The following is a 14450-nucleotide window of genomic DNA, read 5'->3' on the forward strand; positions in this document are numbered from 1 at the left end:
CGAGCCTGACGGAGAGAGTTGTGCGCGGCGGAGAGATTAAGGCCCTCACGGGACTTCGCATCATCGCCGCGCTCTGGGTTGTGCTCTTCCACTTCCGCCCGCTGCTGGAGGAATCCGTCCCCGGATTCCGCTCTGCGCTCGCCCCCGTCCTCAACTGTGGCGCTCAGGGCGTCGATCTTTTCTTCATTCTGAGCGGGTTCGTCCTCACCTGGAATTACCTCGACCGCATGGGTCACACCTGGTCGACCCGCGAAACGCTGCATTTCCTGTGGCTGCGCCTGGCCCGGGTGTGGCCCGTCTACCTGGTCACCCTGCATCTGGCTGCCCTGTGGCTGATCTTCACCATGCACGTCGGCCACATTCCGCCCGAGAGCGATGTCACCAGCGGATTCAATGCCGTCAGCTATGTGCGTCAGCTTTTCCTGGTGCAGCTGTGGTTCCAGCCGTTCTTCGATGGCTCCAGCTGGGACGGACCTGCCTGGTCGATCAGCGCGGAATGGCTGGCGTATCTACTATTCGGCGCCCTGATTCTGGTTGTCTTCCGTATGGCGCACGCCACCAGGGCTCGCAGCCTCATGGTCCTGGCCGTCGTCGCGTCGATGCCGCCGGTGATCATGCTGCTGCTGACGGGTCAGTTCTACACACCATGGAGCTGGTTGCCGCGCATCGTCATGCAGTTCACCGCGGGTGCGCTGGCCTGCGCGGCAGTGAGCCGGCTGCGCCTGACACACCGCGCACGCCAGGCGGCCGGCTACCTCGCGCTGCTGATGATCGTCGTGATCGTGGGTGCTCTCTACTACCTGGACGCCAACCCGATCTCGCACGTCACCGATAGCAGTGGGCTGGTCGACGTTCTGTTCGTGCCACTGGTCATGGCCCTGTCGGTGGGCGTCGGCTCGTTGCCGGTCCTGCTCTCGACGCGGGTGATGGTCTACGGCGGACAGATCTCCTTCGGGCTCTACATGGTGCATGAGCTCGTGCACACGGCGTGGATCTGGGCGGCCAAGCAGTTCGAGCTCTCACTCACGGACCCGGGCGGCGGATGGATCATGCTCGGTTTGTTGGCGCTGGCCGTCGTGCTCGCCATGTGTCTCTATCACTGGGTAGAGGAGCCGGGGCGACGCTGGATGCGCAGCATGATTGGCGTCACCAAGCCGGCGGTCACCGATCACTCCGCCCATAACGGTCAGAAACACCCCGCGAGTGCCGAGCAGGAGCCGGTGTCGACCACCGTAACGCGCCGTTAGTTTCAAACGAATAACGCTGTGCCGCAGTCGGGTTTGAGGGCCCGTAAAATGCTGGGGACAGTGGAGGTAGCAGTGGTCCGTCTGGCGGCGTTCGTCATCGCATGCGCGTTTCTCTTCGGTGTGGCTGCCCCACAGCCCGCACCGGCGCGCTCCTACCGACTCGCCTACTTAGGTTCCGGGCTGAACCATGTCGCGGTGGTCAGCGATTCGTACACCACCGGCACCAGGGAAGGCGGGCTGGGCGCCAAATCGTGGACATCGCTGACCTGGCGGATGCTGAGCCGTGAAGGTGTCCGGGTTACTGCAGATGTCGCGGCCGAAGGACGCGCCGGATACGGCGTGCGCGGTGACCACGGCAGCGTTTTCGCCGACCTCACCGGCCGGGTAGTGCATCCCGACGACGAGCTCGTGGTGTTCTTTGGCTCGCGCAATGACCAGGGCGTTGATCCCGATGTGTACGCCGAGGCGACCCGCAACACGCTGGCGTCGGCACGGCGGATGGCTCCGGCGGCCAAGCTGCTGGTGATCGGCCCACCCTGGCCGACGGCCGATGTCCCCGACGTGGTGCTGCAGCTGCGCGACATCCTGTACGGCGAGGCCCACGCGATCGGCGCATCCTGGGTAGACCCGTTGGCCGAACGGTGGTTCGTCGGGCGTCCGGAGCTGATCGGCTCCGATGGCGTGCACCCCAACGATGCCGGGCACGCCTACATGGCGGACAAGATCGCCCCGCTCATCGGCACGCGGCTGACCCGTCGGCTTTAGTCTGCGACCAGGCGGCCGTTATCGAAGGAACCGAACACCGCCCAGTGATCCAGCTCCACCTGGGCACTATCCAGGTCCTGTTCCAAGGCAACCGATTCGAACGCTGCGAAGATGGCTGCGTCGTCCGCCGTCAGCCGACGGATATCTCCGGTTGGTACCTCGGCCGCGAGTGCGGCGCGGGCGTCGTCGGTGAAGTAGAACAGGTTGTCCGCATCGTGCATTGCGATGCCTGCGTTGTCCAGGTTGTCCCAGAAGTCGGACTCCGAAATTGTTTGGGCGCCGTTGATTCCGACGCGCTTGGCGAGTTCCGGAACGAGCGCGACGCCGGTCTTGCCGGCCACCGTGCACAGCACCATCAGCTGGCTGTCCTCGTCGAGGTTGGAGTAGACGGCGAGCTGGAAGTTCTCATCGCTTTGCCGACGGTGCCGCGACCCAGGGAGCTGCGCCAGAAATCGGTGATGATCGGGGAGAAATCAGGCATCGGCTCTATCTTGTTTGAGGTAATCGATATGGCCCAAACGGATCCAGAGCAGATACCGGGATGGGGTGGCGCCACGAATACTGCGGTGAGTCATCATGAATCAGGCCGCCTACGTCCCGGGGGACGCAGGCGGCCTGATCTAGTTCTGAAGTTCTAACGCGTCAGTGCAGCAGCGACGTCAGCAGGGGATTGCCCGAGGTCTCGGCTCGCTTCTCCGGATCGGTGCAGTCCTTCCACTTTCCGTTCTCCTGCACGAACTCACGCTGCTGGTTGGCGGTTACGTCGTGACCCTGCGCGGTGACTGCCGCGGTCGCAGTCGGCCCGGTGACGTTGATGTCCGAGACGTTGTAGGTGACGCCGGAGAGCACCTCGCGCGCCGCGTTGCGGAACGAAGTCCGGTAGGCCTTGTCGTCGTTGTTCTGGATCGCGGTGGTCAGCGCCTGGGTGGTGGGGCCGGAGACCCCTGCCGCCGAGGCGACCGCGCTGATCATTCCGGGTCCGTAGCCGGAGATTTCACTGATCGGGGGGATCTGGTCTTCGGCGGACTTCGAGGCGATCGTGCCCCGGTACTTGTCGCAGAAGAATGTCGAGAGCGTGGCGTTGTCGAGCGACTTGATAGCCGAAGCCTCGCCGGAAATGATCTGCCGGACCTGCTGCTCATCGGCAGGGGCGGCGGCGGCCAGCGCCGGTCCGCTGAGTGCGGCTGCCAGCGCGATCACGCCAGCGCCCATAAGGCGATTCTTCATCTGAAAGCTCCCATCGTCGGGTTTTGTCAAAAACCTTACCGAATGAAATGTCGTGCTCCTGCTTAGCTGTTACCGGTACATCGCGATCAGGAGCACCAGCCCTGCCAGCACGCCGATCAGCATCACGGCCTTGCGCAGCTTCCACACGAGAAGCAGACCGATGGCAATGGCCGCGAGAGCGACAGGATTCGACGCGAGTTCAGAGACGGCCATATCTCCACCATGTCACGGTCGTGGGGTAACGCGCTGCTCCGCCATGCGTATGAAAAAGGCCCTGACCTGGTATTCCCTGGTCAGGGCCTTACTTCCAGCGTCGGGGTGGCGGGATTCGAACCCACGACCTCTTCGTCCCGAACCACGCCACCTGGGGTTTTGATGACGTTGGGTACGTTGGCCCGCGTAAGTTTTCCCAGCTCAGCTGCATTGGGTGGGTTGGCGCGCGCAGGAGTCGCGAAAATCTACTGCGGACTGCCTGCGGACTGAGACACCTTGGTGGTCAAGGCCGCCTTTGATTTACCGAGAGCGGGAACCTTGAAATCAGGATGTCAGTTTGGACGCTTACTCGACGGGCTTGCAACACCAGATCACGACGGATCCGCAACCAAAGATCACGTCTGCGAATGGACCTCGCGTTCCTCGCATTCCTCGCTTCCACTAGTAGTGCGTTGCTCCTTATTTCTGCGTGGCGGTGTCAGCTACTGGGGTCCGCGTTGCTTTGGAAGGCCACCAGCTGGCTTCGCGTAGAAGTGTGGCGATGGCGGGCACGGTGAGGGTGCGCACGAGGAAGGTATCGAGCAGCAATCCGAAGCCGATGATGAGGCCGGCTTGGATCATGATTGCGACTGAGCCGACCATGAGGCCGAACATGCTGGCGGCGAATATCAGACCAGCTGAGGTGATGACGGCTCCGGTGTTTGCCACGGTGCGCAGGACGCCGACGCGGATGTTGGTCCCGGATTCTTCGCGGAGCCGTGAGACGAGCAGCATGTTGTAGTCGGCGCCGACGGCGACGAGGATGATGAATGCCAGTAATGGTACGGGCCAAGCGATTTCGTAGCCCAGTCCCCATTGGAATACCACAACGCCGATGCCGAGCGAGGCGAGGTAGTTGAGCACGACGGTGCCTAAGAGGTAGAGCGGTGCCAGGAGTGCGCGCAGCAGTAGGACCAGGATGACGCCGACGATGATTATGGTGGCGACGGCCAGTTGTGCGAAGTCGGCCCATAGGAATCGTTGGATATCGGAGTTGACGGCGGGGAAGCCGGCGACGGATACGGTGGCGTCGGCGAGCGACGTGTTGGGTCGTGCGGTGTTGGCGGTGTCGGTGATGCGGCTGGCGAGCTCCATGGCTTCGACGCTGTAAGGGTCGTGGCTGCTTTCGATCATGAACCGCGCGGTCTTGCCGTCCGGTGAGAGGAATTGCTTGGCAACATCGGTGAATTGCCGGTTCTCGAATGCATTAGCGGGCAAGTAGAAACCGCTCGAGGAGTCGGAGTCCGCCGCTGCGCGTGAGGAATTCTGTAGTTGGGTGGCGATCTGGCTCATACCGGACAGCATTTCGATGTTGCTGTCGGCGAGGGTGCGGACACCGGTCGCGAGTGCTTGAGCGCCGGAGGCGAGCTGTCCGATTCCCTCCTGCAATCGGCGGAGATTGGTGGCTAGGTCGGCGGGGTCACCGAGGGCTCCGAATGCCTTGTCCAGCGAGGCGACTGCGTTCTGGACGTTGGAGAGGGTGCCACCAACGGTGGCATTGGTCGCGGGATCGTAGCGGTCCCCGAGGTCGGCGATCTGGTCGAAGAATCCGCTGTCGCGCAGGCTGACCAAAATCTTCACCTGGTCACGAATTTGGGCGCACTGCGGGGTGGCGGCACACCACGGTGAGGTGTTGAGCGCGCCCACGAGTGGATCGAGCTGGGTGATCGCGTTCTGCGCCTGGTTGGCCAGCGGTCGCAGTCCTGGGCCGGATTGGATGGCTTGGTCGACGGCGGGGGCGGTGGCGGAAAGTTGTTGCAGCAGTGGGCGGAACTGGTTGACCTGAGTTCCCGCGGATTGAGCTTGGGTGAGGATTCCGGCCAGTGGCGCGAGGGCGGTGCGCACCGTGCCATCGAGTTGGGCGAGGCCGTCGGCGAGCTGGTCGGCGCCGCCGGTGAGTTTGGCGAGGTCGTCCTTGCGTGAGTTGCCCTCGGCGACCGCGCCGGCCATTTTCTCGCCGATCTGGCCGTTCTGCCAGGCCAGTTCTGCTTGGTCGAGGCGCTCCCCGGTGGGGCGGGTGACTCCGGACACCCTGGTGACGCCGGGGATCTGGGAGACGCGAGAGGCCATCTCGTCGAGATCGGCCAGCCCCCTCCCGGTCCGCATGTCGGTCGGGTTCTCTACGACGAGGAACTCGCTGATGACGACGTCCTTGCGGAAGTGGCGGTCCAGAAGTTGGTAGCCCTGGTTGCTGGCCGTGGTGTCTGGTTGTCCCTTGCGGTCGTCGTAGCTGATTTTGATGGTCGCAGCGGCTGCCGACAGGGCGAGCAGGATGGCCAGGCTGACGATCAGCAGTGGCACCGGACGGCGGACCACGGCGACGGCGACGCTGTTCCAGTAGCGGCGGGTGCGATCGGATTTGGGTTCACCGATGCCGCGTTTGGCGGCTAGCGACAGCACGGGTGGCAGCAGGGTGACGGTCGCCAGAAATCCGAACAGCACGGCGATGGCACACGCGGGGCCCAGGGCGGCGAAGACGCTGAGCCGCGCGAAGACCATGGCCAAGAACGCGAGTGCCACGGTGGCGGCGGACGCCAGGATGACGCGCCCGATGCTGGCGGTGGCGTGGATGATCGCCTGATCGGCGGGTACTTGGGCGCGGCGCTGCTCGTGGTACCGGCTGATCAGAAAAACTGTGTAATCAGTTCCGGCGCCGAGCAGGATCGCCGTCATGAATGCGACGGTGAACTGGGAGACCGGCATGCCCATCTCGCCGAGGGCGGATAGCACGCCGCGCCCAACCGCCAGGCTCAACCCGATTACCAGCAGTGGCAACAGCGCGGTGAACACTGACCGGTAGACGATCAGCAAGATCAGGGCGATCACGCCGGCGGTAGCGATCGAGATCAACAGCAGGTCGTGCTCGGCGGAGGCGATCATGTCGCTGAAGGTCGCCGGTGGTCCCGTCACTTGGACGGTCGTGGTCGATCCGGTGAACACCTCCGCGGCGATGTCGCGCACCGCGTTCAAGGATTCGGCTGCCGTGGGGTCTCCGAGGGTGCCGGTGACACCGACGGGCAGATACCAGGCTTTGCGGTCGGCGCTGACTGCCTGAGCTTCGGTAATCGGATCGGCCAGCAGGTCCTGCACCAGCAGGACGTGGTCGCCCTCGGCCTGCAACCGGCGCACGAGTTCGCCGTAGCGCTGCCGTGCAGTTGGAGTCAAGCCAGTGGGGTCTTCCATGGCGACGAACACCATGGTTTTCGAGCCTTCTTCGCCGAACGCGGCGCTCATGCGGTCAACCGTCTGCAAGGACGGGGCGTCGCGAGGAATGAGGTCCACCGACTGTTGGCGCACCACGGTTTCCAGCTGTGGGAACAGCAGCGCGAGAACCACCGCGGCGCCTAGCCATACCCCGATGACGAGCGCTTTGTGTCGGAGGGTGAACCGGGCCAGGGTCGCCAACCGTTCGCTGTACTCGCGAGTGTCGGCCGGGTCGGTGGATCCGTTGGCGCGCCGACCAGGCCGCTTGGCCTGGCTTGGGGCATCTGCACTGCCGTCGGTCACTTGGCCTCCACTGGTAGCGATACTGCCGGTATCGGTACGCTACCGCACGTAGTGCAAGTGGTGACGGCGACCGGTGGGGGCCTCGCTCAAGAGCGTCATGAGTCGACTCCCTACGGGATTGCGGCGGGCCAGTCGGCCGCGAATACCTGCACGGCGTGCAGGGCGCCTCCTACCGCCACCGTCGCCAGTGCCGCACGATCACTGCTGGGGGCGGGAATGACGACAGCCGCTGCCACGTCTCTGAGAACTCGAAGTTTGAGCGTTCTGATCGTCAATCGCTGCCCTCCGCGGAGTCCTATGGTGGCACGCGCCCCCATTGGGGGCGGATGCTACCAAAGTGTTGCGACCTACTGTGGCTTGCCAAGATGGACATGTGCGGACGCGGTCGAAGAGATGGGGCGGGCGTACCGGTGCTGAACGCCGGGCGGAGCGCCGTCAGCGCCTCATTGATGCCGCGACGGAAATCTGGAGTGAAAGCGGTTGGGCAGCAGTCACGATGAGAGGAGTGTGCGCCAAAACCGGCCTGAACGACCGTTACTTCTACGAAGACTTCAAGACCCGCGACGAGTTACTTGTCGCTGCATGGGACGGCGTGCGCAACGAGATGCTCGGTGAGGTTTCTGCGACGCTCGCAGAACGCATCGGGCAGCCGCCGATGGAGACCATCCGCGTGACCATCGCCGCGGTGGTCGACCGGATTGCAGAGGATCCGGGCAGGGCGAAGATTCTACTGGCTCAACACGTGGGCAGTTCCCCGCTTCAGGATCGGCGCGCTGTCGCACTGCAGGAGGCGACACACCTGGTGATCGCAGCCAGTGAGCCACACCTGAGGCCGGAAGCCGATGAAACCGCCCTTCGGATGGACACACTGGTGGCCGTTGGTGGCTTCGTCGAATTGATCACCGCATGGCATGCAGGTTTGCTTGACGTCATCCAGGGGGAGATCGTGGAGCACACGAGTCGGCTTGCCGAGACGCTCGCCGAACGTTATTTGGTCGACGACGCTGGCCTCTAATGTTGTACAGCGGCGTTCATGTGTTCAGTCCGGAATGAAGCAAGCGGAGGCACCTCGACATTCGCGAAGCGCGGCCGGGAGGCGCCAGAAGCTAACTCTGAGGTTTGGCTTTGGTCGTGGCCGACTCGACTGCGTTCTGCAGCAGCACATAGCTGCCGAGGCTGCCCAGGAAACCTGCGCAGTGCTGAACGAGTTCATCGGTGGTGAACTCGAGTTCTCCGTCGAGCCAGCGGCGCAAGACTTCGAATAACCCACCCACACCCAATGTCGAGGCCAAATGGGCAACGCCCACTGCGGAGTCGGCGATGTCAAGGTGAAGTCTGGCCTCACGCAATACGAGGTCGGTGAAACCGGTCATCATGTCGCTGCGTAACTCCCGAAGCAGCGGCTCCGTTGCAGATTCCACGAACAAGATCCGACCCAGTCGAGGATCATTGTTGATCATGCTGACCAGCCCGCGGATCGGCGCGTACGCGAGCACCTCGGGTGGGGCGCCGGCATCGGGGATCGCGTCAACTATCACCTCCTGGAAGGTTGCGTAGAGCTGCTGGTAGACAGCTCGCAAGAGGGCGTCTCTGTCAGGGAAATGCTGATAGAAGTAGCGTGACGTCACGCCGGACTCAGCGCATACGGCAGTCACCGTGGCGGCGGCAACGCCGTGCGTGCCGATCAACTCCATCGCGGCCTCGATGAGACGCGTGCGCCTGTTCCGGTGACGCTCCTCGGCGGACATCCCGCTGTACACCCGCACCGATCGCACAACGCATAGCTTGCCATCTAATTCTGACTAGGCGTAAAGTCAGATCATCAGTGCCCATGACAACAGGAGAACAACATGAGCGACGATTCGTCCACACGGCCCACCACGCGGGTCGTCCCGAAGCCCCGCCGTGTCCGATTCGACATGCCTGCTGAGACCAGTCGGCAGCACTTCGTCGATGGCGACTTGGTGATGAGCCACTTTGTGTCCACCTTGTCGGCCACGTTCCCCGAAGGCGAAGACTTCTTCATCCGGTCAGTCCGCGAGTACCGGGACCACATCAGCGACGCTGACCTGAAGGAGGCGGTCAAGGGATTCATCGCTCAAGAGGCCACCCACCGGCACCAGCATCGGCTGCTCAACGATCGCCTTCAAGCGATGGGCTATCCCACCGAGGGGATCGATCGGCATATCAAGAAGTTGGTTGGCCGACTCGAGAAGCGTTTTTCTCCCAAGATGCGCCTGGCTGTGACGGCAGCCCTCGAGCACTACACGGCGACATTCGCCGAGATCATTCTCACCAGCGACGAAGCTCAAGAACTGATCGGCTACACCGAGGTGCGGCCGATTCTGCTTTGGCACGCACTGGAGGAATGCGAGCACAAGGCCGTCGCTTTCGATGTCTACGAGACGGTCGGTGGAAGCGAACGCACCAGGGTCTGGGGAATGCGGATCGCCAGTCTCCTATTGTTCACCGAGTTGGTCATCCAGACCACCCGCTCTCTGGCCGGCGATCGTGCCGCCTACAACCCGGTGCGGTTGCTGCGCAGCCTTCGAGCCTTCCGTCATAACCCGCTGTTCAGCCGAGCAGCGATTGAGCGCTTCCGTTCCTACACCCACGCCGGGTTCCATCCCGACGACTGGGATAGCGCAGAAATCCTCGAACGTTGGACCAAGGAACTCTTCGACGCCGATGGCGGCCAACAGCTACGGAGTAACGTGTAGGTCGACAAGTACTTTTGTGGTGAAAGCCGCCATATGGAACGACCTCTTCACGAAGAAGTGCGTTGCGCCGTGGCCGCATCGCGCGTTCAGGCATTCCGCTGATGCGGGCGGAAGGGCCATTACCGCCGTCCCGTCAGCGTCCGAAGACGTCCCGGCAAATCTGCACACAAGTTGGCGCCGTGTCAGCGAGCGCGCATGTCTTCTACGAATTGCTGTCCGGAGTTGCGATGCCGTTCGCGTCGGTGATTGGTCCGGTGCCGGCAGCGACGGGTTGGGGCATGAGCACCGCAGTAGTACTTCGCATGGCGGAACGTGCCGATAAGCGTCACGAGGCTGTCCTCGGTGTTGTGAACGGCCTGTTCCTGACGACCGTGTTGGCTCACTTCATACACTGGCCGAAGCGCTGGAGATTTGGTGTGCCAAGCCTGTCCGAGTGCGAAGGACTATGCGGCCCAATCCTGGTGCCTTACAACGGTATTCTTTACATTTCGGGGCTCAGTGCTGTAGCCGGATTGCTGGAGAATGGTCGCCGAGGTGCGGTCCGTGGTGCGATCGTCCCGCTGCTGGGTGTTCCAGTTCTCCTTCGACTGCAGCGGATGGAATTCCGTCGGCTCAGTCTTCAGGCCCGGCGCAATCCTCGGTGGTGGAATCGCCGTCTGCAGATGCAACCGCCCGACCGTTCGACATCGTCAGATCCCGACCAACAGGTGCTAGGGGCAGAGTCATAGCACGGAGTCGACATGGCGAGCCGATCACCCTTCAGTCAACGGAGGGTCGAACTCCGTCAGGGGGCCATCCTTCGAGGCCGTCTTCTAGCGGCACGTGCAAGGACCGCAGCAGCGCTGAGAACAATCTCCAATTCCCGATCGCGGCGACGAGTTCGACGAGGACGGCCGGGTCCCCGTGCAACGCGCGCTGACACTCAGCCCAGGTTTCATCCGAGATGGTGCCGTCACGCAACGTCTCGTCTGTCGCCGCCAGTACCGCCCGCTCGGCTTCGCCGAAGTGGCCGGCGTTCTGCCAGTCGCGCACCCCGAGCAGGTCGCGTTCGGGCACATCGAGCAAGCGGGCAACCCTCCAGTGTTGCGTCCACTCATAGACCGAATCAGTGACCCAGCCGATTCGCATGATGATCAGCTCCCGTAGCCGCGCATCCAGCGCGCCTTTCCACAGCAACGCCTCCAGCATTCCATGCAATGCGACGGCTACAGGGGGCTGATGAAGCGCGATCCTGAAAACAGACAGTTCAGCCATGGCGTCCGGAATCCCGCATTGAGCGGCGCGCTCGCGGGCATCTGTCAGGGCAAGCATGTCAACCCGGCTTTGGCTGCTCACGGTGGATCCTTCCGGTTGGGCGCTAGTTGGCGCTGTCAGGCGATCGGCACAAAGACGTTGTGCAGAGCGGGGACCCGGTCCGGCTCGTTGCCGGCCAGAAGGTCGAGCAGCCCGGGCAGGCCGGCGAAACCGGTGATCTCGCGGTGCAATTCTTCGAAGGGCCAACGCCTAGAGACCAGCAGCTCGATGGCGCTCTGGTAGGCGGGGTAGTCGACCCCCAACGAACCGAAGATGCGTAGTTCCTTGAATACGAGCAGGTCTGGCTCGAAGCCCGGCGCTCCGCCGCCGCCGCGTGTGCCCGCGACCACCACGCGTCCGCCGGGCTGCGCGAGTCCGACGGCGTCCGCGAATGCGGCTGGCGCCTTCGCGGTGACGTCGACGACGACATCTGCGAGCCGGCCGGTCGCCATTTGCAGGGCCTGCGCCGGGTCGTCTTCGGTGACGTCGATGGTCAGGTCCACGCCGAACTGGTGGGCTGCGGCTAGCCGAGTTCGGTCGCGAGGGCCGACCCCGGTCATCGCGACGAATGCCGCTCCGGCCTCCTTGGCGGCTACGGCAGCACAAATCCCGCGGATCCCTGGTCCGAGGACCGCGACGACGTCGCCCGGGCTTGTCTCGGGCAACATGGCAGCCCATTTGATCCCTGCCCCAAGCGGATTGAACAACGTCGCGACGATCGGGTCGAGTCCGTCCGGGACCGGCAACGGCATGGAATCGAACGGCAGATGCAGGTGGGTTGCATAGCCTCCCCACAGGCCGGGCGGGATGTTCACGTCGACGAAGCCGAACATGGTGGCGAGGCCGTTGCTCGAGCACCTGCGATACTCGCCGCGGCCGCACGAGTCGCACTCCCGACACGATCGGAACACCTCGACGGCGACTCGCTGACCCACCGAGACGCCCCAACGCTCGCGCGCGGCGTCACCGATTCCCTCGATGACGCCGATGATCTCGTGTCCGGGGATGAAGGCGAACCCCGTCGGCAGGTGTCCGCTGAACTGCTCGTGGTCGGTTCCGCAGAGCCCGCACGCCTCGATCCGCAGGAGACCGGACTCGTCGTCGATGCGCGGCACCGGAAGATGCCGCCGTTCAAGGGTGCGCGGCTTGGTCAGCACGAGCGCGTCGGCGTTCACGACAGTTCGAATTCGACGTGTCCGTCCGCCTGCCGCACGGCGACTTGGTGTCCGACGCACATGTCTCGTGACATTGCCACCGCCACCTCGGCATCGTCACTGCGCGCCGCGACGCGGCGGCCGTCGGTCATGCGCGCGAAAATCGGCACCCAGGAGGGGCCTTGGTCACGGTCGTGCACGACCGTGTATCCATCTATGGTCGCCTCTCCGGATGCGTCGGCGGGAGAAGCGACCGGGAGGGAGGTGCCGTCGATCGCAGACTGCGCATCGGCCATGTCCGGAGTCTGCCATCCCGTTGGCGGTGGAGTCGCCGACCACAGACCCAGCGAGTGCTTTGTGATGTACCAGCCCAGTCCGGACACGAGCCCGACGGCGTCCGGGTCGCTCCTGCAGCGTCGCACCATCTCGACGATCGAATGGCTGACATAGTTGTTACCCGGCCCTCCGTGGTAGGGCAGTCCGCCGGTCACCGTGAACCCGCGGTCATCCGCCGGGTCGAGATCCAAGGCGTCGATCGCCGCCTCGACCGCGGAAGGAAAGCAAGAGTAGAAATCAAACCATCTAATGTCGTCGATGTGAAGTCCACTGGCCGCCAATACCGCCTTGCCGGCGGCCCTTATTCCGGCGGAACGACCCAGATCAGGCCGCTGAACCGGGAAATACACGTCGTTGCATGTGGCCGACGACCACGGGAAGACCCAACGATCACTGGGCACTCCGAGTTCCTCGGCGACTTCGGCGGCCATGATCACGAAAGCGGCAGCCATATCCACGGCGATGATGCTGTTGAGCAGCTTCGGATACGGCTCGCACACCATCCGGTTAGCCGGGGAGACCGTGCTGAGCTCGTCTGCGCTACGGGCACGCGGAAACCAGGCCTGCTCGAGATGTCGGGACGCCTCAACCGTGAACGGAGCCATCAAGTCACCCAGCCAGCGGCGCTGTTCGTCGAATGTGCGGCCTGATCGGGCCGCGATCGCGGATTCGAAGATCGGGTACACCTCGTGCGGCCAATGTAACCCGGCGCCCACCTCGGCTTCGCTCAGTCCCGGGCGGGTGTCACCGAGTGACTCGTCCTGTGCTGCGATGGGTTTGGGCTCCAAAAGTGCGCTACCGGATGCGACTTTGCGTGCTGACGCGCCGCTTTCCGCTCCGACGATCAGAGCCCCGTCGCTGACGCCGCGCCAAATGCGGCGGCCGAGGACCTCGACCAGATACTGGGGGGTGTTGCCGCCGACCGGACAACTGATGCGATGATCCGGCGTCAGCCCAGTCGCTTCGGCAATCCTCGACGCGGGGTTGTCGCGTGGGATCATCAAGATTCCGGGCGTCGCCACGGTATCGATGCGATGCCCGATCGCGGCCGAAGCATCATGCAGCGCTCGACGCGCGGCCTCGGCGGCCAAATCGATGGGATCGACGGTGCCTTCACCGCGATGTGTCAGTTCACCGACGCCGACGACAACCGGAGTGCGTGGTGGGATGGCCAACGGTCAGATCACGCTCATCGTCGAGGTCTTCTATGCGACACGACTGCGATATTGTCACATCCGTTTCCATGCGACAACCGCGGGTGTTCGACAGAGCGGGTCCCTTGACAGGGCATACTCGTACCCGTGACGAAGAGATCGTTGCGGCGGGGCGACGCGACTCCTGGGCGAAACCGCGATATGGCGCGCGATCGCCTACTCGACGCCGCCGAAACGTGCCTGCAAGGCAAGGGGCTGTCGGGCACCACGATGGAGGATATCGCCAGGCATGCGGGCGTATCGCGCGCCACGGTCTATCGCTACTTCGCTAGTCGCGAATCCGTCGTATCCGGTGTCATCGTCCGCGCAGCGGAACGCTACCTGCACCGCACCAGCGGACGGATCTTGGCGCACACCGACTTGGGCTCTGCCATATTGGACTTCGTTGCAGTCACGGTGCGCGCGGCACGCCGCGAACCGATAATCGGCATGCTCTTCGCCAGCGACGATGAACTCGCCGGCGTGGGACTGGCCGAGGGAACGTCGGTGGCGCTGTTCGAACTCGTCGCCGAGTTTCTGCGACCCGTGTTCGCCGCACACTGGCATCAACTCGAAGCCGGCGTTTCGGTCGATGACGCCGCCGAATGGATTTTGCGCATCATCCTCAGCTTGCTCGCGGTTCGCGGCCCCCGGCACCGCAGCCCCGAAGGAATCGATGCTTTCTTGCGCCGATTCCTGCTTCCCGCGCTACTGGCCGACACTCACAGTTGCATTGCTGCGACAACTGCGGAGTAG

At 63.7% G+C, this 14450-nt stretch carries 14 protein-coding genes and 1 pseudogene; 6 read left to right on the forward strand and 9 right to left on the reverse strand.

All coding sequences use genetic code 11. The annotated features are described in order from the left end of the window. The first annotated feature begins 20 nt into the window (after window positions 1–20). Together B4383_RS08375 and B4383_RS08380 are read left to right on the forward strand one after the other, a co-directional pair. Entirely contained in the window at window positions 21–1247 is a 1227-nt protein-coding gene (locus tag B4383_RS08375; RefSeq protein WP_078290116.1) for an acyltransferase, read from the forward strand. Between the two features lie 72 nt (window positions 1248–1319). Further along, complete coding sequence (locus tag B4383_RS08380; RefSeq protein WP_078290117.1) at window positions 1320–2012, forward strand: GDSL lipase; 693 nt, start codon at window positions 1320–1322, stop codon at window positions 2010–2012. A 5-nt stretch (window positions 2013–2017) separates the two neighbouring features. Here B4383_RS08380 and B4383_RS08385 read toward each other — a convergent pair. The 5 genes and pseudogenes from B4383_RS08385 to B4383_RS27075 all read right to left on the reverse strand — a co-directional run. Further along, window positions 2018–2493: pseudogene (locus B4383_RS08385) on the reverse strand (GNAT family N-acetyltransferase); the annotation flags it as partial. Window positions 2494–2654: 161 nt separating this feature from the next. After that, a complete protein-coding gene (locus B4383_RS08390) occupies window positions 2655–3239 on the reverse strand; it encodes a hypothetical protein (RefSeq protein ID WP_078290118.1) in 585 nt (194 codons plus the stop codon). Window positions 3240–3308: 69 nt separating this feature from the next. Beyond that, window positions 3309–3452 carry a hypothetical protein gene (locus tag B4383_RS26605; RefSeq protein WP_176126413.1) on the reverse strand — a complete coding sequence of 48 codons (144 nt, stop codon included), beginning with the start codon at window positions 3450–3452 and terminating at the stop codon, window positions 3309–3311. A gap of 459 nt (window positions 3453–3911) precedes the next feature. Beyond that, a complete protein-coding gene (locus B4383_RS08395) occupies window positions 3912–6998 on the reverse strand; it encodes an MMPL family transporter (RefSeq protein WP_067992162.1) in 3087 nt (1028 codons plus the stop codon). Between the two features lie 110 nt (window positions 6999–7108). Then, window positions 7109–7234: a hypothetical protein gene (locus B4383_RS27075; RefSeq protein WP_255620133.1), complete on the reverse strand. Its 126-nt coding sequence runs from the start codon at window positions 7232–7234 to the stop codon at window positions 7109–7111. Window positions 7235–7371: 137 nt separating this feature from the next. On the opposite strand from B4383_RS27075, the gene B4383_RS08400 reads away from it, so the two are divergent. After that, the gene (locus B4383_RS08400; RefSeq protein WP_085981140.1) at window positions 7372–8013 is read left to right on the forward strand and encodes a TetR/AcrR family transcriptional regulator; all 642 of its coding nucleotides are present in this window, start codon (window positions 7372–7374) and stop codon (window positions 8011–8013) included. 91 nt (window positions 8014–8104) lie between these two features. Here the strand turns inward: B4383_RS08400 and B4383_RS08405 are convergent, their stop codons facing one another. Continuing rightward, the gene (locus tag B4383_RS08405; protein WP_232783764.1) at window positions 8105–8773 is read right to left on the reverse strand and encodes a TetR/AcrR family transcriptional regulator; all 669 of its coding nucleotides are present in this window, start codon (window positions 8771–8773) and stop codon (window positions 8105–8107) included. A gap of 75 nt (window positions 8774–8848) precedes the next feature. On the opposite strand from B4383_RS08405, the gene B4383_RS08410 reads away from it, so the two are divergent. Beyond that, window positions 8849–9718 (forward strand): metal-dependent hydrolase, encoded by an 870-nt coding sequence (locus tag B4383_RS08410; RefSeq protein WP_011895469.1) that lies wholly within the window; start codon window positions 8849–8851, stop codon window positions 9716–9718. 179 nt (window positions 9719–9897) lie between these two features. Beyond that, window positions 9898–10446 (forward strand): hypothetical protein, encoded by a 549-nt coding sequence (locus B4383_RS08415; protein WP_052537336.1) that lies wholly within the window; start codon window positions 9898–9900, stop codon window positions 10444–10446. Window positions 10447–10477: 31 nt separating this feature from the next. Here the strand turns inward: B4383_RS08415 and B4383_RS08420 are convergent, their stop codons facing one another. The 3 genes from B4383_RS08420 to B4383_RS08430 are packed head-to-tail and all read right to left on the reverse strand — an operon-like array spanning window position 10478 to window position 13676. Further along, window positions 10478–11029, reverse strand: coding sequence for a carboxymuconolactone decarboxylase family protein (locus B4383_RS08420; protein WP_011895467.1), 552 nt, complete (start codon window positions 11027–11029; stop codon window positions 10478–10480). 59 nt (window positions 11030–11088) lie between these two features. Next, window positions 11089–12186, reverse strand: a complete 1098-nt coding sequence (locus B4383_RS08425; protein WP_067992164.1) for a medium chain dehydrogenase/reductase family protein — start codon at window positions 12184–12186, stop codon at window positions 11089–11091. Then, complete coding sequence (locus tag B4383_RS08430; protein ID WP_067992167.1) at window positions 12183–13676, reverse strand: acetyl-CoA acetyltransferase; 1494 nt, start codon at window positions 13674–13676, stop codon at window positions 12183–12185. Before B4383_RS08430 ends, B4383_RS08425 begins: the two co-directional genes overlap by 4 nt. 180 nt (window positions 13677–13856) lie before the next feature. Between B4383_RS08430 and B4383_RS08435 the strand changes: the two genes are divergently transcribed. Continuing rightward, window positions 13857–14450, forward strand: coding sequence for a TetR/AcrR family transcriptional regulator (locus B4383_RS08435; protein ID WP_011895464.1), 594 nt, complete (start codon window positions 13857–13859; stop codon window positions 14448–14450).

The organism is Mycobacterium sp. D16R24, from assembly GCF_002013385.1.
Classification (GTDB): Bacteria; Actinomycetota; Actinomycetes; order Mycobacteriales; family Mycobacteriaceae; genus Mycobacterium.